Here is a 23241-nt window from a genome sequence, read left to right as displayed (position 1 = left end):
ATACGCTAAATTATCAACGTCGTAAGAAGAAGATTAAAAGCCGGTAAGAATGCCCAAGTATTTTAAAAACGAAAAAATAATGAACACAAATTTAACTAAGGTCAAATTCAGCTCATTATTTTTAATTTAAATAGTACCGTTTGCAAATTGGCTATTATATAAATCAGCATAAAACCCGTTTTTAGCAATCAAAGCATCATGATTTCCAGTTTCAATAATTGAGCCATTATCCATTACAATAATATTATCCGCATCACGAATCGTTGATAGACGATGCGCCACAACGAAACTTGTTCGGCTATCTAATAAGGTATCCATCGCTTTTTGAATCAAAACTTCAGTTCGTGTATCAACTGAACTCGTTGCTTCATCTAAAATTAAAATTTCTGGGTCAGCCAAAAATGCACGAGCAATCGTTAACAATTGACGTTGTCCTTGTGAAATATTTGAAGCGTCTTCATTCAGAACAGTTTGATAACCATCTGGTAATTGACGAACAAATGTATCAACATGAGCGGCTTTTGCTGCAGCATAAACCTCTTCATCCGTTGCATTTTCACGACCATATTGAATATTTTCCATAATAGTACCTGTAAATAACCAAGTATCTTGAAGCACCATCGAGATTGACTTACGTAAATCTTCTCGTTTCAAATTCTTAGTATCGACACCATTTAGTCGGATTGATCCCGCTGAGACATCATAAAAGCGTTCAATTAAGTTAATAATCGTTGTCTTTCCAGCACCTGTAGGTCCAACAATTGCTACCTTTTGTCCTTCGTTAACATCCAAATTATAATCTGTCATCAAAAGCTTCTTATCTGAGTAACCAAATTGAACATGATCAAAGGAAATTTTATTACCATTATCAGCAATTGGTAAGTCATCGTTACTTTCATCTTTCAATTCTTCTTCATCTAAGATTTCAAAAATTCGTTCTGCAGAAGCTACAGTTGCTTGAATCGTATTAGATAAGTTGGCAATTTGAGTGATTGGTTGTGAGAATTGGTTCACATATTGTAAAAAGGCTTGGACGTTACCTAAAGTAATTGTTCCTTGTGAAACCTTAATTCCACCAACAATTGCCACAAAGACATAGCCAATATTTTTAATAAAGTTCATTGCTGGCATAATTAATCCAGAAATAAATTGTGCTTTCCATGAACTTTTATAATAATCATTATTCTGTTTTTCAAAAATATCAATATTTTTTTCTTCTTTATTAAAAGTCTTAACAACCGTATGACCCGCATACGTTTCTTCCACTTGATTGTTCAAAAGTCCTAAACTCTTTTGTTGTCCAGCAAAGAACTTTTGCGAACGAGGCGCAATTAATGAGACAACAACCAAACTCAAAGGAACAATAATCAAAGCAATTAACGTTAATTGCCAACTAATTGAAAACATCATATAGAGAACACTGACAAAGGTCACAACACTTGTTACTAACTGTGTAAAACTTTGTTGTAACGTTCCAGAAATGTTATCCACATCATTTACAGCACGAGACATAATATCACCATTTGGATGTGTATCGTAGTAAGAAACAGGCACGCGTTCCATTTTAGCCTTAATATCTTTACGAAGTGCGTACACCGTTTTTTGAGAAATATTAGTCATGATTAATTGCTGCACAAAACTGAAAAGTGCAGACGCAATATACATAATACCAACTGTAAGTAAGATATTCTTAATTGCATCAAAATTAATTGGCAACGAGGTTACTTTCTGCCCCTGTTTCATTTGAGTGAATCCTTTAGTTACCCCAGAGAAAATCTCGGTTGTTGCGCGTCCTAAAATTTTAGGAGAAACCGCCTGGAAAATTACAGATATAATGGCTAGCACTAATACTATCCCTATTGAAATTAACCATGGTGACATGTATTTCGCTAAACGCCCAATTGTTTTCCAAAAGTTCTTAGGCTTTTCAACTGGTCGTCCAATATTGCCATGTCCACCTCGACCGCCCCGCATAGGTTGCGTTGCTTGTTTTGACTTATTATCTGCCATTACTCTGCATCCCCCTCTCTGATTTGTGACTGCATAATTTCTTGATAGGTTTCATTCGTGGCTTTCAATTCTTCATGAGTCCCTTTACCAACGATTTTTCCACCATCGATAACTAAGATTAAATCGGCACTTGTCACACTAGAAATCCGTTGTGCCACAATTACGACAACACTATCTTTGATGCTTTCATCCGTTTTAAGTGAGCCACGTAATTTAGCATCTGTTTTAAAATCAAGCGCTGAGAATGAATCATCAAACAAGTAAACAGAAGCTTTTTTAACTAATGCTCTTGCAATTGCAAGTCGTTGCTTTTGGCCACCAGAGAAGTTATCTCCACCTTGTTCAACTATGCCGTCTAAGCCATCCGCTGATTCTTCAACAAACGATTTAGCTTGTGCTATTTCTAGCGCATGCCACAACTCATCATCTGTTGCCGTTTCATTTCCAAACTGTAGATTACTTCGGATTGTTCCTCTAAAAAGAACTGTCTTTTGTTGAACAAGAGAAATTTGGTCGTGTAAGCTTACTTGGGTTAACTCATAAATTGATTTACCATCAATTTTAATATCGCCCGACTCAACATCAAACAATCGTGGAATTAAATTAATTAACGTTGACTTACCAGATCCAGTACCACCAATAATCGCAATCGTTTGACCCGCCTTTGCTTCAAAGTTAATATCTGTTAGGGCTTCTTTTTCAGCACCCGTATACCGGAAATTAACTTTATCAAATGACAATTGACTTGCTCCTACTTTACTACGATCAACTGTAATTGCATCAGGTTGGTCTTTTATCGAATTCTTCGTATCTAAAACTTCGTTGATACGTGCTGCAGCAGCTTGCGCACGAGGTAACATGACAAATACCATCGATAACATCATAAAACTTGATAAAATTTGCATTGCATACGTCATAAACGCAACTAGATTACCCACTTGCATCGACATATCTCCAATTAAATGACCACCATACCAGATAATTGCGATATTGGTTGCACTAAGAACTAAAGTCATCATGGGGAACATTAGCGCCGTAATTGAAAATACTTTACGGGCATTATCTGTATATTCTTTATTCACACGATCAAAACGATTTTGTTCATATTTATCTTGGTTAAATGCGCGAATAACACGAACACCTGTTAAACCTTCACGAAAGACAAGATTAATATGATCAATTCTTTTTTGTAACGTTTTGAACAGCGGCACTGCAAAATACATAACTGAAGCAATTAATATAATTAAAATTGGAACAGCTACTAAAAAAATCACGGTTAATTCTTTTTGTTTGTTATAAGCTAAAATACTAGCACCAATCAACATAATAGGCGCTTGGATCATCATTCTTAACATCATAACGGTAACGTTTTGAATTTGTAGAACATCAGTTGATGTTCTTGTAATTAAACTTGAATTTCCAATTTGATCAAATTCATGACTTGAAAAATTAAGTACTTTTTTGTAAATATGACTTCTTAATCTAAGTCCTAATTTTTGCGCTAAGCGTGAAGCGATAAAGACATTACCAACTGCCGCAACAATACCAATAGCTGCTACGCCTAACATGACATAACCCACCTGCCAGATATACGCAACATCGCCTTGTGAGACACCTTTATTAATCATGTCTGATGTTAATGTTGGTAAATATAAATCGCAGATAACTTGGACAATCATAAATATAAATGCACCAAACATTGCCCAAACGCTAACGCGATTTTTCATTACTTTTATCATTTATTTTTATTCCTTCCTTTTTGAAACACCAATAGCTACCCAGTTAGCCATTGTTTCATATTCTTTTTGTAACTCTTCAACAGGTATTTCAATACCTTCTCTTTGTTTTGAAAAATAATCATTAATAGTTTTCATAAATGGACTCATTAAAGAAAACATAAGTAAACTAATTTCTTCATCTGAGGAAATGGTTAGTAAAGACCGATCAATTTCACTCATAATATCAAAATCTGCTTTTAAATTTTGATGAAATGGTCCACCAAAATGTGGCTGTTTCCCACTATGATGCGGGTGGTGAGGATGATGTGGCTGCATCCGACTACTCATTTTAAAGTCCATTCGGACAAAGGCGTTTTTAAAAAATGCAGCATCTTCTCCGGACACTGTATTCGCAATCGTTTCTGAAAAAAAGGTCTTCATAGTCGTCACGACATCACCTTGATTTCGTTTTAATAATTCACCAAATCTTTTAGTTTGATTCTGTCGAATAGTATCAAAATAATAAAAGTATAAATCTTCTTTATTTTCGAAATATTGGTAAAAACTCCCTCGCGGAATATCTGCAATTTTTATGATATTACTAATTGATGCTTCAAACAGGGGTACTCTTGAGAACTCTTCTTTAGCAGCATCCAATATCCGTTGTTGCTTATCTTCATCTAAATTAAAATACGTTTTTTTAGGCATATTTTCTCCTTTATACAAAAAATGACAAGCTGTCATGTGACAACTTGTCATGTTACTAGTCTTTATTTAAAAATGCAACTTTATTTACTTATTCTTTTCTTAAAGATTCAACTGGATCAAGTTTTGATGCTCTGTTTGCTGGTAAGAAACTAGCAACCATACTAATCAAGACACTGATTAAAATACCAGAGAATACATAACTAGCTGTAACTTTAACAATCGTAACATCGAATGTTGCAACTGAGAATGCATTTAACCCAAAGGCTAAAATATACGTTACGCCAACACCAATTAAGCCAGATGCTAATCCAATTAGGAACGCTTCGGAAACAAATATACGGCGAATATCCTTACGACGTGCTCCTAAAGCTTTCATAACACCGATTTCTTTTGTTCTTTCAACAACAGATATATTTAGAACCACTAATATCATAATTGCAGAAACGAGCAATGATATCGCAGCTACGGCCGTTAAAACGTCTGTCAAAATATCTAACATTTGAGTAAACATTTCTGACATTTTTTCTTGAATTGAACCTGTGTAACCCAATGATTTAACTTTAGCTTTTATACCTGCCGTATTAGCCTTATCGTTTGTATGAAGATAAACAACATTTGGTTTAATTGTTTCATTATTATCTTCAACTAATTGTTGTAAGTCAGCGTAATTCAAGTAAACTAAACTGCTTGAACTGCTACTTCCAGATGCTTCATAAATTCCGGCAACTTTGAACGTTTTCTTAATCGTTTTTTCGTTATAAACAATCGCAATTTTAACTTGTTTACCAACAATGTTCTTGCCTAATGAATCTGCAGTTGTTTTATCTAATAAAATGCCATCCTTACCTGGTTTAGTACCCTTGGTAATGTTTGATTTTGTAATACCTGAGTTCATTGTACCCAACTGCATCAAACTAGCTTTTTTATCCTTATATGAAACTGTATTTGTACCTAGTGAAATTGCTGTATAACCCTTTTGTAGCTCATTCACATGTTTAATATTTGTTAACTTATTAATATCTTTTTTAGAAAATGATCCTGTCTGACCAGTAATTGCAGCCATTTGACTTTGTTGTTCTTTAGCTTGCGCTGCTTGGGCTTGAGAACCAGCAGCTGGTGTTGCTGTTTTAGAACTACTACTTGAAGAACTTGTTTTTGCCTTCATATGAACTTCAGTCACATTGGGATTCACGTAGCTAGTCATCGTATCCTTTATATAACTTGTTACCCCTTTTCCAAGCGATAACATTAAAACAACAGACATAATCCCAATACTTGAGCCAATAGCAACAAGTAAATTACGAGAAAATTTAGCTTTCATATTAAGTGCAGCTAATCGAATTGCAGACCATAGACTTAAATTCTTAGGCGTTTCGCCTTTAAATTCATCTTCATTAGTATGCAACTCTAATTGTTCTTGTTCGGAATCAGAAATAATTGCACCATTATCAATTCGTACAACACGACTTGAATATGCCGCAACGCGATCTGAATGAGTAACCATTAAAACTAATTTACCACGCTTTGCGATATCTTTGATAATTTCTAAGACAGCATCAGTTGTCTCTGAATCCAAAGCACCTGTTGGTTCATCAGCAATAATGACATCAGGATCATTCATTAAGGCACGTGCAATAGCAACACGTTGTTTTTGCCCACCAGATATTTGATCTGGCTTCTTTGTCATATGATCTTGTAACCCAACGTCTGTTAATAATTTTTTAGCACGTTTGACACGTACTGATTTATCAACATTTGAAAGCGTCATTGCCATAGCAACGTTATCAATCAAACTTAAATGAGGAATTAAATTAAAATTTTGAAAAATGAATCCAATACTCTTCTTATGAAAGTTAACAAGTTCTTTTTCAGAAAAATCACCAATATTTTCACCATTATACGTAATTTCGCCATCAAAATTTGAATCCAATCCACCTATTAAGTTCATTAATGTTGATTTACCACTTCCGGATTCACCAACTATTGAAACTAATTCTCCTTTGTCAAAAGAAGCATTAATGTCTTTTAAAGCCTTGAATGTCGTACCACCAGCCATATTATACGTTTTTGAAACGTTTTTTATTTCTAGAATCAATTTGTCTCCCCCTATTTCCGTTTTTATGACAGACTGTCATAATGAGCTGGTTTTTATTATAGATAATCACACTCACAAAAGCAAAGTATTTCGCTCCACCTTTACCCATTCTTTACAATTTCAGGTGTAAATCATTACACGATTCATACAGAACCATAACATTTAACTGATATTATGAAGTTGTTCTTAAATACGAATACAAAATAAAAGGGGAAGTTAATTATGAGAAAGAAAACAGCAATTATTTCGATAGCAGCAATGGGTCTTTTATTGTTGGCAGGATGTGGTAAATCATCATCTTCTTCAGATGATTCATCAAAAATTACAGGTAAAATTACTATTGTTGGATCAACTGCTTTACAACCTTTAGTTGAACAAGCAGCTGAAACCTATCAAGCAGATAATTCAGGTTTAACAATTGGCGTGCAAGGTGGTGGCTCAGGTACTGGTTTAAGCCAAGTTTCTACAGGTGCTGTTACCGTTGGTAATTCTGACATTTTTGCAGAACAAAAAGACGGCGTAGATGCTAAAAAGATTGTTGATCACAAAGTTGCCGTTGTTGGTATTGCACCTGTTGTCAACAAAGATACAAAAGTAACTAACCTCTCAAAAGCACAACTTGCTAACATTTTCTTAGGTAAGACAACAAACTGGAAAGAACTTGGCGGAGCAGACCAAGCGATTGTTGTCATTAATCGTGCTTCTGGTTCGGGTACACGTACCGTATTTGATAGTAGTATCCTTCCAAATAAAACAGCTAAACAAACACAAGAACAAGATTCAAACGGTACAGTTCAAAAAATGGTATCTTCAACACCAGGTGCCATCAGCTACTTAGCATTCTCGTACTTAAAAGATAACATCCAAGCATTATCTATTGATAACGTTAAACCAACATCAAAAAATGTTGAAACAAACAATTGGAAAATTTGGTCATACGAACATATGTATACTAAAGGTTCTCCTAACTACGCAACAGCTAAATTTATTGGTTATATTCAATCAGACAAAATTCAAAACGGCTTAATCAAGAAATTAGGTTATATCTCAATTTCAGATATGAAAGTTGAAAAAGACGCTAAGGGTACTATTGAAGAAATTAATAAATAGCTGTAAAAAATAGAACATTCAATACAAAAAGCTCATAATTATTAGATCTAAATCTAATAATTATGAGCTTTTTTATATTTAAATAGTGTTAAAGGTTATGAAATTTGTTTTATATTGGTATATTGCGCCAATCATATTAGCATCTCCATAAAAATAACATGTTTTTAAATTATACTTAAGGCCATCCGCACGTTTGGCAATGATTAATTGATTAATATATTTATTTAGTGTTTTAATCAAACCAGGTCTTTCAGATATAGCGCCTCCAATTAAAACAAGGTCAGGATCATACGATACAAGTAGATTAAACACTCCTACGGCTAAATGTTTATAAAAATCATCTACAATTTGGCATGCCTTATCATCACCAGAGTCAGATAAATCAAATAATTGTTTTCCGTTAATTTCACGATTATTTTCTGAAGAATACTGTTTGGCAAGATTTACTGGACTAACCAACTCACTGAAAGTACGATCATCATTTACATCTAAAATCATGTACCCAAATTCGCCACCAAATAGATTACTTCCGGCCTTTAATTTTTTATTCATTATTACAGAACCACCAACTCCAGATCCAATGATAATAGAAACAAAATCATCTACATCTTTAGCGTTTCCAATCCAATTCTCAGCTAATGCTGCACAATTAGCATCGTTTTGTATAGAAACTGGTACGCCTAAATATTGTTCCAACTCATCCCTAATCGGAAAATTGTGTATATAAGGGATGGCGCTAATCCCATGAATAATTCCATTTACCGTATCAACTGATCCTGGAGAACTAATGGCTATACCTTCAGCGTTCTGACAACTATTATATAAATTTTTAATTAAAGTTTTCATATCTTTCCACGTCTCAGGGGTCTCCCTCTTACCACGTGAAATGAACTGATTTTCTTTCCATTCTCCATACTTTACGGTTGTCCCACCAATATCAATTGCTAATATAGTTCCCATTGTTCTCCTTTTCAGTCATTCGACTAATATTTTTAGTATCTGATAATTATAATTTTTAATAAACGTATTAAATTAAAGAAGTTCTCATAGCACGTCTATAATGCGTCATTTTATACGGCGTTTTTTTTAATTGATTTATACATAGTTATAATTTCTTTAGCTAAATCAATATAACAGATACTCGTCATTAGCCAATCTTGCGAATGTATCAAATACAAATTAAGTTTCGTTTTTTCACCATTGGCCTCTTTTGTTAACAAAGTAGTTTGGATATTGTGCACCTTAGTTAACGCCTCTTGTGCTTGGTTCATAAAATCATCAGATTTAGAAAAATCAGACTGCTCAGCCATGCGGATTGCTTGAGCGGCAAATCCCTTCGCATTCCCCGATTCCATAATAATTCCCATTATTACAGTCATATCTTTATCATTCATATTTTTCATCCCCATTTCACTAAATTTATTTTATTCCGCAATTAAATTTACTGCTGTTTGTAATACTTTTTCACCGTTCATCATCCCATAATCTAGCATATCAATGACGTCCATAGGAATTCCAGCAGCATCAGTTTTACTTTTAATTTCTTCCTTCATATAACTGACCTGTGGCCCTAATAACAATACATCCGGATGAACACTTTCAATTTGATGGTCTACATCTGATGTTGATGTTGCAAATATTTCATAATCTTTTTTCTGCTTAGAAGCTGCCGCCTGCATTTTTGATACTAGTAGAGATGTAGACATACCAGCTGAACAAGCTAACATAATAATTTTTTTCTCCATGATTTTTTATTCCTTTCACTCTGCTTTATTATTTAATTCTTGCTCTTGTTCTTGATTACATAAATATTGATCATATTTTTTAGCGAATGGATAGTATCCGACAGCTGATATTACTAACGTTACCGCTTGCCATAAGGCCATCTTCCAACCTCCAATTAAAAATCCTGAAATAACTGCTGGCGTTGTCCAAGGTGCCGCAACACCATTTAAAGGTGGTACAATTCCGAAATAAATTACCCCATAAGTAGAGATTGCTACAATAACTGGTACCATGAAAAATGGTATAGCTAAAAATGGATTCATAACTAAAGGTAATCCGAAAAGAAAAGGCTCATTAATATTAAAAATAGCTGGAATAAGCTCAATTTTACCGATTGTTTTAAGCTGAACAGATTTAGCTGCAACTAGTGTGAAAATAACTAGTCCGATGGTTATTCCAGATCCCGTCAAGTTAATAAAATTATTATAAAATTCATTAGTAACAATATGTGCCCCGTTACCTAACGATAATTTACCAGCTTGATATAAAGCAGCGTTTCCAGAAGTATTAGGAATTAAGAAGGCTCCTGCAATTCCACCGACAATCAGTCCTCCGTGAACACCAAAGAACCAAAAGAATGATACTAAGAAGGCAATCAATATAGCCCCAATTAATGAATCTGATAGTCCTTGCATAGGTGCTGCTAACATCTTATAAATGAGATTTAACATATCTGTATTTAACACTGTCTTAATTAAAGCAAAGATTAACATAGTAACAGTTAATATAACACCAGATGGAATCATGGCAGTAAATTGATTAGCAACACTAGTTGGCACTTGTTCTGGGAGTGTTATTTTCCAACCAGCTTTAATCATTTTTGTATATGCCCAACCTACCAAAATACCTACAATAATTGCAGCCACCATTCCTTGACCGCTCAACCAACTAATGTTAATTACACCATTAACTGGCGACTGCATGAATGATTGAAGCGAATGAGGTAATTTGTCTATATTTTCTGTTATTGCAGAACCACTTAGGACCTCTTTACCAGCACTGTTAACAATACCTGCTCCATTTTTACCCATTACTCCGGCTAAAGGTGCGGCCACTTGGAGCATCTGTAACATCAAGAAAGATGATAATGCTGTCAATGCAGCGGGTAATGCCTCATATCCCTCATTACGAACATATACGTACGCGATACCAACTACCGCCCAGATAGATAAAATACCAAATGTTGTTGTATATGCTTGTGTGAAAAATGCTGACCAACCTGAATCTTTAAGCGCATCTGCAACACTTGGCACCGGGAAATTGGACAAAATTAAAAATATGGATCCTATAATAATAAAAGGTAATGCGTATACCATTCCATCTTGCAGAGCCCTTATAGGTTTTGTATTCACAAATTTCATAATTATAGGTAATAACTTATTCGTAATGAACGTGTTTGCTTTATTTTCAGTTTTATTTTCCATTATATTTTTTCTCCATTCTCTTCTAAGATATCCTTAAACCAATAATATGATTTTTTTGGAACTCTCTTCATATCTTTCAAATCATGATTTGTTCTATCAACAAAAACTGCACCATATCTTTTCTCCATGTCACCATGTGAACTAGGAATATCAATTAATCCCCAACCCAGATAGCCCACAACTTGAGCACCATCAATAAACATTGCATCCTTCATAGCCTTAATATGACTTTTATGATATTCAATTCGAGCATCATCTTGGATTATATTTGTGCTGTCCCTGTGCTCCTTGATGCCAATTCCATTTTCAATTGGAAATACAGGTAATCTATAACGATTATGCAAATCTGTAATTACATTTCGGAATCCTAAGGGATCAATATTCCATGACCACTCACTACTAGATAAATAAGTATTTTCTTCTACACTATAATTCATATATCTATTTGGTGCCTCGTCACTTGGAATTTTATCAGCATCCATGACCATTGTGCGATAGTAACTAAAGGAAATGAAATCAGATTTAATTTTATTTAAATATTGCTTATCTCTATCTTTAAAATCCATTTGAATATTATTCACTTCTATATATTTAAGTACTTCAGGAGAATATGATTGTCCGACAAATAACGAATTTAGATTTTCATAAATAAATTCATTTTGTTTTCTTACTGCAAAAGAATCTTTTGGATTAGTCGTTGCTGGATAAACTGGTGTATATGCCAACATACCTCCAATCTTAAGTTCTTTATATTGTTCATGAATATATTGTGCAATTTGTGCGTGAGCTATCATCGTATGATGGAATATGGTATACATATCGTCAATTGTTTTTTCCGTCTTGGTATATCCAGAAATATGAAATGTTTCATCAGTGAAGTATAGATTATGTTCATTAAATGTAATCCAATATTTAACTCTGTCTGAAAAATGATCAATAACGACTTTCCCAAACCTAACAAAAGCATCAACAGTTTTACGAGATAGAAATCCACTTTGCTTTTGGGCCAACGCTAACGGCATGTCAAAGTGATAGAGACAAACCATTGGCTCAATACCACGCTTAATCATCCCATCAATTAATCGGTCATAATACTCAAAACCTTTCTCGTTGATAGTTCCATCACCATCAGGTACTATTCGAGTCCACGATATCTGAATGCGATACATATTCATATTCATATCTGCAATTAAATCCAAATCTTCTTCATATCTGTTAAACTCATCAATCGCATCGTGCCAATCGGATACACCTTTATCTGAGTCACGGATATCATAAACTGATAGCCCTTTACCATCTGCCTGCCATGCTCCTTCTGTCTGCATACTTGATACAGAATTACCCCAATAAAAACCTTTAGGCATCTTATTTTCATTTATCATATATCAATCAACCCTTCTTCTAATAAATTATTTTTTAACTAAGAAATCGCTTTCATTTACTATTATATATCTTTTGTATAATAAAACAATACTTTTGTTATACAAAAGATATATGTTTTATTAAACTCTGGCTATCACTTATATAGAAAAGAGGGTAGTTGAGTGTTATAATTCGGTATTAACCGATTAATTAGTCATACTAAATATCGGTACAATATTCTCTAATTCTAAAATAGTTACATCATACCTATTTTTTTTGAGATCTAATTTTTAATAAGCAGAGTAATATACTTTTTAAAATCGCACCTAAAGTTTAAATAATACTAAATTTGACATTAAAATCTATGGGGGAACAGGGATTTATGAAAAAATATGAGTTAGTTAAAAATATAATTCGGGAACGAATACTTTCTAATATATATCCAAAAGGTAGCATTTTACCTGATCAAAAAGTATTATCTGCTAGCTTCGATGTCAGTTCAATAACCTTAAAGAAGGCGTTAGATGACTTAGCACGAGAAGGATTTATATTAAAAAAATCTGGTTTTGGAACAGTTGTTATAGGTCCCTCGACTCTTATCAATAGCGTTGATGCACCGGCAGATAATTTTGATGGATTAAGTAAACAAGAAGGACGGGACAGAATAACAAGTCACGTCATTAAGTTTGAAGTTGTATTCCCTCAAAAAGAGGTTCAAACTCATTTAAATATTAGTGCAGAAGAGCCAACATACCATATTATTAGACTCCGACTTTTAGATGGAAATCCTTTCATCTTGGAAGATACGTACATGCCTGTTAAATTAGTTCCAGGTTTATCAAAATCCGTACTGGAAACTTCCATATATAGTTATATTAAAAATACGTTAGGGTTAAATATGTCAGGTATGTCTAGAAAAATACAAGCCAGACAAGCCACTGAATTAGATATCAATTATTTAAACGTTGTTGAACAAACGCCAATATTAGAAGTAGAACAAATTGTTTGGCTTGTGAATGGTCACGCCATCGAGTACTCAAAATCAAGAAATGAATTTAATAAACGCTCTTATTTTGTTTTTGAATCAAATTAAACTGGCACACTTATGAACTAACTTACATTAAAAATAATTATCTGTACTTAATATATGTGGGTACGCAAAAAGGCATAATTCCAAAGTTATATTGGAATTACGCCTTTTTGCGTACAAAGTATTTAAATATTATTTTTATAAATTAGCATCCATGTTAAATATTATTTTTATAAATTAGCATCCATGTTAAATGTTAATTTAGATAATGTTAATCCTTCAGTAATGAATTGACCAATCATGTTCATCGTTCTTTCACGCATATCAGCAACAATTGCGTAATTTTGTTGTGTGAGGTAGTTTGTTAATTCATCCCCACTCATATCTGTAGATGCTGCATCAATATCAGCAACCATCGTCTTCAACTGTTGACGACATGCCTTTAAGTAATCAACATTTTCTTGAATAAAATGAGAATAATGTGATTCTGTTAACATCGAAACCGTACGATACATCCAATAAGCACTATTCATATCTAGTGTTAACGGTGTTTCGCTGTAACTTGGGTCTGTGTCTGTTGCATTCGTGTAGAATGGCACAAATGGTGCAAATGCTGGAACACCTAAACAGATCCACATTAATGCAGAATGTGCATCATCAACATTATTTCTCAATTGAAGAACGTGTGCATTTTGTGTTCTATTCATTGAAATAGGACGGAATCGTAAACGATCTTCATCAGCACCATGACCAAATGGATCATATTGTGTTTCATTGTAATGTGAACCTAAAATAGCAGTCACATCTTCAACACTGATTTTTTTATTTGCGTAACAAATGAATGGTAATTCACTTGAAGTTGGTTCTTGCTTAATTTCTGGATTCAAACAACGTTGACCATACCAGACACGAGGTGTGTTGTAATGACGATCTTTTTCTGTGTCTGTTCCAAAAATATGACGGAAGTTCCAGCCTGTTTTATCAGGGTTTAAATGATGCTCTTCTACATATTCACGGATACCGTCTGACCACATAAAGTTATCTGTATTATCAAAATCAATTTCTTGAATAGCAACTTGATTAGCTGCAACAGCATAAGCATCATCTGGAATACGTTGTGCAATCCAGTGATGTCCGGTAACAATTTCCATGTACCAAACATCATTTTTATCACTAAATAAGACACCATTTCCTTCAGGTGAACCGTATTTTGTAATTAAAGCCCCTAAATATTCAACACCATGTTTTGCTGATTTAATATAAGGTGCAACCATTGTTTGTAATGAATCTTCTGCTAAACCATTTTTAATTAAAGGATCGTATGCTAAAACACGTTCATTCGCATAGACACTTTCTGTTGCGCTCATTGCAACATTTTTTTCATTAATACTACTTTCATCAAAGACACCTTTGCTGGATACCTCAACATTAGGTGTTGCTGTCCAGCGATACCCATTTTCTGGTAATGGTGCAGTAAACCCATTTTTATTCGAAGTTAACGTTTCATGACGTCCGGTTACTGCAGGGTACATCAAGAATCGTTGTGGTGTAATAGGCAAAAACGTATCATCATTTCTAGCAATCATCGTTGAGCCATCAATTGTGGCCTTCTTACCAACTAAAATTGTTGTACATGCTTGTTCCATCATAAATAATTCACTCCTTCTCATTATTAAATACCCTTATAGTGTACAACTTTTATCTTCATATAAACATGCTATTTTTATATACTTTAAGAAACAGTTAAATCTAGTTTACAACTCTAGATGTAAATGCTAATATAAAGATATTACGTTAAGGGGGGTTATCATTTGAGCCAAAAAGTTCCATCATCTTTTTTAAATTGGCTAGATAGCTTAAAGAAAATTACATTACCTGATTGGCAAGATTTCCCGGAATTAGACCTTTATATGGATCAATCCGTGAAACTTGTTAATCAATACTTAGAGCCATTACACTTAATGCCTGTAACACCTACAATGGTCAATAATTACGTAAAAAAAGAAGTTATGTTTAAACCCATCAAAAAAAGATATCGCAAGGAACATTTAGCAGCAATCATTGTTATTACTGTTTTAAAATCTGCTTTTCCGTTAGATGTTATCAAGAATGGTATCGACCAAATTTTAGTCGATAACTCATCTGAAGATGCTTACATGAACTTCGCTTTAATTTTTAACGAACAACTTAAATCTTTAACCTTTGATACCAACTTAAAGCCCGTCACGACTGAAACAACAATCATTGAATTAGAACAACGAACGGCTGCAAGTGCCGTGATTAATCATATTATCAGTGAAAAATTAGTTATATTAATGAAGGAGGCCAATTAAATGATGAGTAAAGAAAAAATAGCAGTATTAGTAGATTCAGGTTCGGATATTCCTAAAGAATTTATGGAACAGGAACATATTTATATGGTCCCTATTTTAATTACATTCAGTGATGCAACTTACTTAGATCGTATCTCTATCTCACCTGCGGAAGTTTATGAACGTATGGAGACTGAGATTCCAACAACCGCAACGCCTTCAGGTGGCTCAATTAACGACGTTTTTGACCAAATTAAAGCCGATGGCTATACACATGTTATTGCAACAACGATCTCAAGCGGTTTGTCTGGTACTTATAATTCAATTAAAACATTCGCCAAATTATCATCATTAACTGTTGAAGTCATCGATACAAAAAATGTTGGTATTGGTGGTGGATTAGCTGGTATTTTAGCATCAAACTTAATTAAAGAAGGCAATTATTTTGACGAAATTGTCACAAAGGTTCAACTAGCGGTTGATAGAAGTAGTGTCTTTTTCTATTTACCAACCCTACACTATCTTCAAGTTGGTGGCCGTATTGGACGTGTCTCTGGTCTTATGGGGAATCTCTTAAACATCAAACCAATTATTTCATGTGATGAAAATGGTATTTATTATCCTATTGCAAAAGCTCGAGGCGAAAAAGCTGCACTAAAAAAATTATTATCACTCGTTGATGATAAGATTGGCGATTCTCTTCATTTCGATATAGCCGTTGCATATGGTAATAATGAGCCTTTAGCAGCAAGTATCTTCGAAACCTTAAAAACTAAGTATCCAAATGCTGAACATTTTTACTTTGGCGATGCATCACCTGCTCTTGGTGTTCATGCTGGCCCTGGTGTTATCGGTATTGGTGTTGAAATTTTAGACTAAAAATAAAGAAGCAAACCGATAAATACGGTTTGCTTCTTTATTTTTAGTCTAATTAGTTGCATACTTATTTTCAATTTGTTTAAGCATTTTTTTGAAATTTCTCTTCTTAAAGAAACTCATAAGAATACTCATGAAGGCATCATTCATTTGTTGCATCTTGCCTTTAGAAGTCATGACTTCTTTATAACTTAACAAACAACGTTTATCATCAATTACCTTAATATCGTAACTTACATCAAATTTATTACGATTGTTATCCGTTTGAAAATGATAACTTTCGTTTTCAACTATTTTTGTTACTTTTAAAGCAGCTGATTGTGTTTTTGAAAACTTTTTCGTGAACGCAAAACCCTCTAATTGATTTTTTGTTAATTTCTGACCTGTCTGATCTTTAATATCATATAGTACGGACTCCATAATTTGATCAAATAGATAATCTGCAGGCATTTTTAATTTCATTTCCATTTCCATCAGTCATTCGCCTCCATTTTTAGTCATTAAATCCATTTTGTTCTGTCATTTTTTTAAACCAGTAACCGCTCTTCTTAATTGTGCGTTTTGCTTCATTATCTAAATCAACACTAATAAATCCGTAACGGTTCTTGTAAGCATTTAACCATGACCAATTATCCATACATGTCCACATATGGTAGCCATGAACGTTACTACCTTCTTCAAGTGCCTTATGAACCCATTTCAAATGATCTTGAACAAATTCAATTCGATAATCATCATTAATTTGCCCATCTGCATTAATAAATCTGGCTTCATCTTCAACACCCATCCCATTTTCAGAGATGAAACAATCAATATTACCATAATTATCCTTAATATTGATTAGTGCATCATAAATTCCTTTTTCATAAATTTCCCAGCCACGATAAGGATTAACTTTTTTTCCAGGCATATCGTATACTGTATAAAAATCTTCAGGCATCCAGCCATTTTCACCTTCTGGTTCGGCTTTAATTATTTTCGCCGCTGCTCGCCTTGGTTGATAATAATTAACGCCTAATAAATCGATAGTATTTTCTTTAATAACATCTAAATCACTTTGATGATAGATTGGCATTAAGTCATATTCATGCAACCACTCAACAATATCTTGAGGGAAAGTGCCTTTAATTGCGGGATCTAAAAATGAACGATTAAAGAATCCATCAACAAATTTGGCTGCTTTAACATCTGCTGGATTTGTCTCATCTTTTGGATACGTTGGCATTAAATTTAAAATAATCCCAATTGTGCCACCTAAATTGAGTGAATGATACTTTTCAACTGCTTTAGCACTTGCCAATGCTTCATGATAAGCCACCTGGACACCATGCTTTAAATTACGTTCATCAGGTAAATGCCATCCATATAAATACCCACCCTCAACTGGAACAATCGGTTCATTTTGAGTAAACCATTTTTTAACGCGATCGCCAAATAATTTAAAACAAGTTTCTGCATAGTCCGTATACAAGTCTACAACTTCACGATTTAACCAACCACCATTTTCTTGTAACACCATTGGCATATCAAAATGGTAAAGGTTCATAAAAGGTTCAATTCCAGCGGCAATTAAATCATCTATTAAATGGTTATAAAAGGTAACAGCTTCAGGATTAACCTCTCCAGTGAATGGATTTGGAATCAAACGTGACCACTGAATTGAAGTCCGATATGAATTATGACCTGTTTGTTTCATCAAAGAGATATCTTCTTGGTATTTTTGATAAACCCTTGATGTATTTTCGGGTCCAACCTGATTAAAGAACTTTTCAGGGCTTGCTTGATACCAAGCATCCCAAATATTATCAGCTTTTCCATCTCCTGAAACACGACCTTCAGATTGTGGTCCACTCGCAGCTGACCCCCACCAGAAATCTTTTGGAAATTCATATTTAACCATAGTAAACTCCTTTATTTAACACAAAATCTCTTTACAGAATAACGTAAAGAGATTCGCTTTTATTTTATTTTTTTGCTGCTTCAGCTTCTGCTTCAGCTTTTTCAATTTGTTTTGTTGCTAAGATAACGAATGGTGCGTAAATTAACGCTGAGATAACCACATTAACTGCGGCTAAAACCCCACCAGCTAAACTCTTAGTTGCCAAAATCCCGCCAATTACTGGTGGTGTAACCCATGGGGGCATTACCGTTGCTGCTGGCACAATTCCAGTGGCGGTTGCAATATACGCAACAGTCACAAGTACCATTGGTGTCAAAATAAATGGTACGAACATAATTGGATTCAACACAATTGGAAGTCCAAACATCATTGGTTCATTGATATTGAAAATACCAGGAGCTGCTGATAGTGATCCAATCATTTTGTAAGGTTTATTTTTACGACCAACAATGAAGATGGCAATAATCAAACCAATAGTTGCACCAGTTCCACCTAAGTTAACAAATGAATCGAAGAAAGGTTTGTTAACGATAAAAGGAATTGTTTTACCTTCACTAAGTGCTTTAACGTTAGCTGCAATAGCAGGTGCGTTAATTGTTTGCATTAATGGATCAATCATATTAGCTCCATGTAAACCAAAGAACCATAAGAATGGTGCAATAAATGCTAATAATAATGCTGATGGATATGAATTTGCCAAGCCCATAAATGGTTCTTGAACAAGTTTGTAGAATGATGCAATAATATCAGTTACGCCGAATCCTTGGAATAATGTATTGATAAAGGCAAAGATTGTAACAACAATCATTGCTGGAAATAATGAAGCGAATGCTTTTGCAACAGCAGGTGGAACACCATCAGGCATGTTAACGATTAAATGTTTGTTACCACTTAAACGTTGGAATAATTCTGCTGAAACCAAACCGACAACAAGTGCAACGAATAATCCTACTGAAGACATCCCAGCTAATTGCAAACCACCTAAAGCGAAGAATGAAGCAACTGATACTGTACCAGCAGCCATACCATCTTTACCATATGATTTTGCAACGTTATGAGCTACTAAGAATGCAACGAATAATGACATAATACCAAAACTAGCATTCCAAACGCCTGCTCCTACACCCTTCCAGATTGGAACATCGTTAACTATTTTAGGAAATAGTCCGTCCATAAAATTTGAAAAACCTGGAATTGGTAAGTTATTAATTAATGTTCCCAGAGCACCTAAAATCATAAGTGGCATAATAACAACGAATGCATCTCGAATTGCCACCAAATGTCTTTGTGCCCCAATTTTTGAAGCTACTGGAATAAAGTGAATATCCATCCATTTTATAAATTTGTCCATGAGTAGTTCCTCCTTAAAGTTTAGTACTTATCCTATTTTTTTGTATAGATCTACTACCTCACCAGCTAAGTCTCTAAATGTAATCGCATTCATTAAATGATCTTGTCCATGAACCATTAATAAACTAACTGGTACCGGATCCCCTGAAGCTTCTTGCGTTAACATGGCTGTTTGAGAATGATGTGCTTCAATGAGTGATTTGTCAGCATCAGCTAACTTAGCAGCTGCGGTTTCAAAATCGCCTTTTTTAGCGGCGTGAATTGCTTCCATAGAATCACTTTTAGCGTTTCCACCATTAACAATCAGCCCCATGATTGTTTGCATTTGTGCATCATTTTCGTTCATATCTGATTACCCCTTTTATTTTTTATTTAATTAAGCTTTTAGCTGTTGCAAGAACTTTTTCGCCATTCATCATGCCGTAATCTTGCATATTGATAACTTCTACCGGAATATTTTTGTCAGCAACCTTTTTTTCAAATTCATCTTTCATAAAACGAACTTGTGGGCCTAACATTAAAATATCAACTGGTTTTGATTCAAGCATTGAATCTGCCTCTGAAGCACCAACTGCAAAGATTTCTGAATCATAGTTCTCTGCTTCTGCAGCCTTTTGCATTTTTGACACCAATAAACTTGTACTCATACCCGCTGAACAAACTAACATAATCGTTTTCATAATTTGCCACTCCTTTTTCTATTTATACTCTTATATACGCAAGTTCCATGCCAAAAATAAAGACCATCGAAAAGGCTTTAAGAAAGCGCTTTCGATGGTCTTTTATTTTATTTGCACACTACTAGTCACTATTACACACTGACTTTATTCAACGTATTACCCATAAAAATTTGGACAATATAGGCAACTTCATCATCTGAAATCTTAATATTATACATTTTTTCAACAATAATCAGGGCCGTTTTAACTATTTCCATCTGTAAATGATTCTCAGCTGAAAATTCTTGGACATTCTTAAACGGTTTAATTGATTGATTTTTCAATCTTGAATCTACTAGAAATGCTAGATGCATCATGATCCCTACGATAATCTCTGGATCAAGAACAATCTGTAAATCTGATTAAATTTTAATAATCATGGTTTGAATAGTATGAATTAAATCTGGGACAGAATTAACTGAATTAATACTACCTTCCAATGCATTAATTGTTTCTCGCGTTAAGTCGTTATCAGACAACATCCGCTGCAAAACTTGTAAGGTTTCATCATTAAAGATATCTAAAGCAGAAAAGAATGGCACTCTTTGGTAAGAAACCTCGACGGTACCAACAATTGCCTTCACATCATAATCGCGCATTAATGTATTAATGTGCTTTTTAAATGCATCTTTTTCTAAATATTGCATCCGAATTACTTTAACTTCGTCTTCGTTTACAATTGGCATAATACGATCATATAATCTTGCGGCGACACCTTCGCCGGTAAAACAAGCTACGATAACTGCTTTTTTCCTAGGATGCATATGGAAAAACTGCTCTTTTACAGACGATTCAAAAATATGTTGTGCATTTGCGTAAATATCTTCTAGTTCACGACCGGCAATCGCAATTCTTAATGATTCAAGCACAACTAACGTACTCGTCATTGAAACAGCTCGAATATTAATCCCTGTTTCTTCACCTAACATTGATGCAAAACTAGTTAAAGAGCCCATGTCAGTTAAAAGTAATAACCCTTTTTTCAATTGTTCCTGACTATCCAGTACATAATCTCGTACTTGATCATAAATTTCCGAAACATTTACATCAAGTGGCATATTAATTGCTTTTCCCTTTGTTGTACCAAGTAATTCTTGTGCTGTCTGTAACATAGAAGAAGCCGTTGATGCCCCGTGCATTAGCACGATGATACCGACTTTAATTTCATTTTGTTGTTTCTTAACACTTAAATCAGAGCTCAAAAACATTGTAATAAATCCAATTTCATCTAATGGAATTTCAATATCAAATTCATGTTCAATTTTATCTGCCATTTCCAGTGCAACACGAAAGGCTTTTGGATTTTTTTGTCGTAAATTATTTAAATCAGGATGAATAATTGCGACATTTTTCCTGATTCTTTCAATAGCACTAACAAGGTGTAATCCAAATGCAAATCGTGCATTTTCATTATATTTTTGCCCTAATTTATTCTGGGCTAAGTCATAAACTTCATTGGTAACCGTCCAAATATCATCTGGTAGTAACTCTTTTCGAACGCCTTCACCCGATAATTGTTCAATGTAATCTTTAAAATAACCTTTATCATCTGAATCGATTAACGTTTTAAGATTTAGTGATTTAAAATTCTGTTTATCAGTTTCACTCACTTTTTTATCAATTGTTTCATAAACCGTTGGTTTTTGATCGTTTTTTTCTACCGTTTCGCTATTTTTAAAAGTCACAACTTTTGTATTTTTTTCATTTGTTCGTTTCGCTAAACGTTCCATTAAGACATCAATTTTTTTATATTTGGATTTACCTTCCAAACGTCCTTTTTGAACATTCAATGGTAAGTCTTTTAATCTGATATATAACGAAGCCGTTTCATGCGTTCTAAAATACAAGAAGGCCTTTGCACAAACAACTTTAATATCCCTCTGAATTTGACCAATATTTGCTTCAGGCTCGTATAACATTAATGCAAGCATCGCATCTCGCTCAACAATAATATCTTGGCTCAATCTACCGACTTCTTGTTCAAAAAAATTCATGACTATCCCATAACGTTCATCAATTGTTCGTTTTGAGATAGGCGGTAATGTAATTGCCATTGGAATACGTCGATTAAATGTGCTCAAAAAATTTTCTGACGTTTCAGTCGTTGCCCCAATAATCTGTACACTCGCTTCTTTAGTAATTGAAGACTCTCCTAAAGGCCGATAAAACCCCTTATCAATAAAGGTAAAGAGCATTTCTTGTCCCTCAGGAGGTAATCGATGAATTTCATCTAAGAATAAAATACCACCGTTAGCTTTATCCATTAATCCTTTTTTATCTTGATCAGCACCTGTGTAGGCCCCTTTTTTAACACCAAATATATGCGCAAAAAGTAACTGTGGATTATTCGCATAATCCGCACAATTAAACCGGATAAAAGGCGCATCAGCCTTCACCATTTCTGATTCTAATGCAAACTGATACATACATTCAGCAAACAAAGATTTACCCGTTCCCGTTTCACCAAAAATAATTGTGTGTAGTCCTCTTGGTGGATATAAAATGGCTGCTTCGGCTTGTTGGATCATAACCTTTAATGAATCATTAGACCCGATTAACTTTTTGAAACTCATCTCTTTAACACTTTTATCATTAATTTCTTTTTGACGTGTTTCTTTTTCTTCAAGTGATGCCCACTGATAGAGAACAGGGCGCCCATCACTTTTTGTAACGTCACCATTTTTATATAAATCATTCAAATAACGACTCACATTTGCGCGATTGCAATTAAGCTCGTCTGCAATCTGTGTCGCATCCATCGCTATTTCCTTATTTTTTAAAAGATTATAAATATCATTTTTTCGATCTCCCAAGTTATCACTACTCCCTTACACGCTAAAAG

At 34.1% G+C, this 23241-nt stretch carries 19 protein-coding genes and 1 pseudogene; 4 read left to right on the top strand and 16 right to left on the bottom strand.

Annotated elements, in window-relative coordinates; translation table 11 throughout:
• Window positions 1-126: 126 nt before the first annotated feature.
• The 4 genes from AC1RPJ_RS01060 to AC1RPJ_RS01045 all read right to left on the bottom strand — a co-directional run bounded on the left by AC1RPJ_RS01060 (window position 127) and on the right by AC1RPJ_RS01045 (window position 6492).
• Entirely contained in the window at window positions 127-2010 is a 1884-nt protein-coding gene (locus AC1RPJ_RS01060; RefSeq protein ID WP_481760971.1) for an ABC transporter ATP-binding protein, read from the bottom strand.
• Window positions 2010-3749: an ABC transporter ATP-binding protein gene (locus AC1RPJ_RS01055; RefSeq protein WP_481760972.1), complete on the bottom strand. Its 1740-nt coding sequence runs from the start codon at window positions 3747-3749 to the stop codon at window positions 2010-2012. The genes AC1RPJ_RS01060 and AC1RPJ_RS01055 overlap by 1 nt, the downstream gene beginning before the upstream one ends.
• Before the next feature lie 6 nt (window positions 3750-3755).
• The gene (locus AC1RPJ_RS01050; protein ID WP_481760973.1) at window positions 3756-4436 is read right to left on the bottom strand and encodes a TetR/AcrR family transcriptional regulator; all 681 of its coding nucleotides are present in this window, start codon (window positions 4434-4436) and stop codon (window positions 3756-3758) included.
• Window positions 4437-4524: 88 nt separating this feature from the next.
• On the bottom strand, window positions 4525-6492 hold the full coding sequence (locus AC1RPJ_RS01045) for an ABC transporter ATP-binding protein/permease (protein WP_481761143.1): 1968 nt from the start codon (window positions 6490-6492) through the stop codon (window positions 4525-4527).
• Between the two features lie 261 nt (window positions 6493-6753).
• Here AC1RPJ_RS01045 and AC1RPJ_RS01040 point away from each other — a divergent pair, with 261 nt between their 5' ends.
• Window positions 6754-7641 carry a phosphate ABC transporter substrate-binding protein PstS family protein gene (locus AC1RPJ_RS01040; protein ID WP_481760974.1) on the top strand — a complete coding sequence of 296 codons (888 nt, stop codon included), beginning with the start codon at window positions 6754-6756 and terminating at the stop codon, window positions 7639-7641.
• A gap of 78 nt (window positions 7642-7719) precedes the next feature.
• Here AC1RPJ_RS01040 and AC1RPJ_RS01035 read toward each other — a convergent pair whose 3' ends face one another.
• The 5 genes from AC1RPJ_RS01035 to AC1RPJ_RS01015 form a co-directional block, all read right to left on the bottom strand.
• Window positions 7720-8601, bottom strand: a complete 882-nt coding sequence (locus AC1RPJ_RS01035; protein ID WP_481760975.1) for an ROK family protein — start codon at window positions 8599-8601, stop codon at window positions 7720-7722.
• Between the two features lie 110 nt (window positions 8602-8711).
• A complete protein-coding gene (locus tag AC1RPJ_RS01030) occupies window positions 8712-9044 on the bottom strand; it encodes a PTS lactose/cellobiose transporter subunit IIA (RefSeq protein WP_481762169.1) in 333 nt (110 codons plus the stop codon).
• 21 nt (window positions 9045-9065) lie between these two features.
• Entirely contained in the window at window positions 9066-9386 is a 321-nt protein-coding gene (locus AC1RPJ_RS01025; protein WP_481760977.1) for a PTS sugar transporter subunit IIB, read from the bottom strand.
• 15 nt (window positions 9387-9401) lie between these two features.
• Window positions 9402-10850, bottom strand: a complete 1449-nt coding sequence (locus tag AC1RPJ_RS01020; protein ID WP_481760978.1) for a PTS sugar transporter subunit IIC — start codon at window positions 10848-10850, stop codon at window positions 9402-9404.
• Entirely contained in the window at window positions 10850-12232 is a 1383-nt protein-coding gene (locus tag AC1RPJ_RS01015) for a glycoside hydrolase family 1 protein (RefSeq protein ID WP_481760979.1), read from the bottom strand. The genes AC1RPJ_RS01020 and AC1RPJ_RS01015 overlap by 1 nt, the downstream gene beginning before the upstream one ends.
• A 362-nt stretch (window positions 12233-12594) precedes the next feature.
• On the opposite strand from AC1RPJ_RS01015, the gene AC1RPJ_RS01010 reads away from it, so the two are divergent.
• Window positions 12595-13305: a GntR family transcriptional regulator gene (locus AC1RPJ_RS01010; protein ID WP_481760980.1), complete on the top strand. Its 711-nt coding sequence runs from the start codon at window positions 12595-12597 to the stop codon at window positions 13303-13305.
• A gap of 167 nt (window positions 13306-13472) precedes the next feature.
• On the opposite strand, the gene AC1RPJ_RS01005 is transcribed toward AC1RPJ_RS01010, so the two are convergent.
• On the bottom strand, window positions 13473-14891 hold the full coding sequence (locus AC1RPJ_RS01005) for a C69 family dipeptidase (protein WP_481760981.1): 1419 nt from the start codon (window positions 14889-14891) through the stop codon (window positions 13473-13475).
• A gap of 162 nt (window positions 14892-15053) precedes the next feature.
• On the opposite strand from AC1RPJ_RS01005, the gene AC1RPJ_RS01000 reads away from it, so the two are divergent.
• Together AC1RPJ_RS01000 and AC1RPJ_RS00995 are read left to right on the top strand one after the other, a co-directional pair.
• On the top strand, window positions 15054-15575 hold the full coding sequence (locus AC1RPJ_RS01000; RefSeq protein WP_481760982.1) for a DUF1836 domain-containing protein: 522 nt from the start codon (window positions 15054-15056) through the stop codon (window positions 15573-15575).
• Entirely contained in the window at window positions 15576-16433 is an 858-nt protein-coding gene (locus tag AC1RPJ_RS00995; protein WP_481760983.1) for a DegV family protein, read from the top strand.
• 48 nt (window positions 16434-16481) lie between these two features.
• On the opposite strand, the gene AC1RPJ_RS00990 is transcribed toward AC1RPJ_RS00995, so the two are convergent.
• The 6 genes and pseudogenes from AC1RPJ_RS00990 to AC1RPJ_RS00965 form a co-directional block, all read right to left on the bottom strand.
• Entirely contained in the window at window positions 16482-16904 is a 423-nt protein-coding gene (locus AC1RPJ_RS00990) for a DUF3284 domain-containing protein (RefSeq protein ID WP_481760984.1), read from the bottom strand.
• 19 nt (window positions 16905-16923) lie between these two features.
• Entirely contained in the window at window positions 16924-18330 is a 1407-nt protein-coding gene (locus AC1RPJ_RS00985) for a glycoside hydrolase family 1 protein (protein ID WP_481760985.1), read from the bottom strand.
• A 64-nt stretch (window positions 18331-18394) separates the two neighbouring features.
• Window positions 18395-19681 (bottom strand): PTS sugar transporter subunit IIC, encoded by a 1287-nt coding sequence (locus tag AC1RPJ_RS00980; protein ID WP_409021736.1) that lies wholly within the window; start codon window positions 19679-19681, stop codon window positions 18395-18397.
• A gap of 27 nt (window positions 19682-19708) precedes the next feature.
• Window positions 19709-20026 (bottom strand): PTS lactose/cellobiose transporter subunit IIA, encoded by a 318-nt coding sequence (locus AC1RPJ_RS00975; RefSeq protein ID WP_481760986.1) that lies wholly within the window; start codon window positions 20024-20026, stop codon window positions 19709-19711.
• A gap of 22 nt (window positions 20027-20048) precedes the next feature.
• On the bottom strand, window positions 20049-20360 hold the full coding sequence (locus AC1RPJ_RS00970) for a PTS sugar transporter subunit IIB (protein WP_409021738.1): 312 nt from the start codon (window positions 20358-20360) through the stop codon (window positions 20049-20051).
• Window positions 20361-20491: 131 nt separating this feature from the next.
• Window positions 20492-23212, bottom strand: a pseudogene (locus AC1RPJ_RS00965) (sigma-54-dependent transcriptional regulator).
• Window positions 23213-23241: the final 29 nt, after the last annotated feature.

The organism is Dellaglioa sp. CoH-57-MRSF-17 (assembly GCF_056782015.1).
Note: the sequence above shows the minus strand (reverse complement) of the source record. Positions and strands in the feature narration are given on the sequence as shown.

Coding starts and splice junctions, on each gene's coding strand:
- AC1RPJ_RS01060 (WP_481760971.1), bottom strand. CDS start 2,010: ATGGCAGATAATAAGTCAAAACAAGCAACGCAACCTATGCGGGGCGGT.
- AC1RPJ_RS01055 (WP_481760972.1), bottom strand. CDS start 3,749: ATGATAAAAGTAATGAAAAATCGCGTTAGCGTTTGGGCAATGTTTGGT.
- AC1RPJ_RS01050 (WP_481760973.1), bottom strand. CDS start 4,436: ATGCCTAAAAAAACGTATTTTAATTTAGATGAAGATAAGCAACAACGG.
- AC1RPJ_RS01045 (WP_481761143.1), bottom strand. CDS start 6,492: ATGGCTGGTGGTACGACATTCAAGGCTTTAAAAGACATTAATGCTTCT.
- AC1RPJ_RS01040 (WP_481760974.1), top strand. CDS start 6,754: ATGAGAAAGAAAACAGCAATTATTTCGATAGCAGCAATGGGTCTTTTA.
- AC1RPJ_RS01035 (WP_481760975.1), bottom strand. CDS start 8,601: ATGGGAACTATATTAGCAATTGATATTGGTGGGACAACCGTAAAGTAT.
- AC1RPJ_RS01030 (WP_481762169.1), bottom strand. CDS start 9,044: ATGAAAAATATGAATGATAAAGATATGACTGTAATAATGGGAATTATT.
- AC1RPJ_RS01025 (WP_481760977.1), bottom strand. CDS start 9,386: ATGGAGAAAAAAATTATTATGTTAGCTTGTTCAGCTGGTATGTCTACA.
- AC1RPJ_RS01020 (WP_481760978.1), bottom strand. CDS start 10,850: ATGGAAAATAAAACTGAAAATAAAGCAAACACGTTCATTACGAATAAG.
- AC1RPJ_RS01015 (WP_481760979.1), bottom strand. CDS start 12,232: ATGATAAATGAAAATAAGATGCCTAAAGGTTTTTATTGGGGTAATTCT.
- AC1RPJ_RS01010 (WP_481760980.1), top strand. CDS start 12,595: ATGAAAAAATATGAGTTAGTTAAAAATATAATTCGGGAACGAATACTT.
- AC1RPJ_RS01005 (WP_481760981.1), bottom strand. CDS start 14,891: ATGATGGAACAAGCATGTACAACAATTTTAGTTGGTAAGAAGGCCACA.
- AC1RPJ_RS00995 (WP_481760983.1), top strand. CDS start 15,576: ATGATGAGTAAAGAAAAAATAGCAGTATTAGTAGATTCAGGTTCGGAT.
- AC1RPJ_RS00990 (WP_481760984.1), bottom strand. CDS start 16,904: ATGGAAATGGAAATGAAATTAAAAATGCCTGCAGATTATCTATTTGAT.
- AC1RPJ_RS00985 (WP_481760985.1), bottom strand. CDS start 18,330: ATGGTTAAATATGAATTTCCAAAAGATTTCTGGTGGGGGTCAGCTGCG.
- AC1RPJ_RS00980 (WP_409021736.1), bottom strand. CDS start 19,681: ATGGACAAATTTATAAAATGGATGGATATTCACTTTATTCCAGTAGCT.
- AC1RPJ_RS00975 (WP_481760986.1), bottom strand. CDS start 20,026: ATGAACGAAAATGATGCACAAATGCAAACAATCATGGGGCTGATTGTT.
- AC1RPJ_RS00970 (WP_409021738.1), bottom strand. CDS start 20,360: ATGAAAACGATTATGTTAGTTTGTTCAGCGGGTATGAGTACAAGTTTA.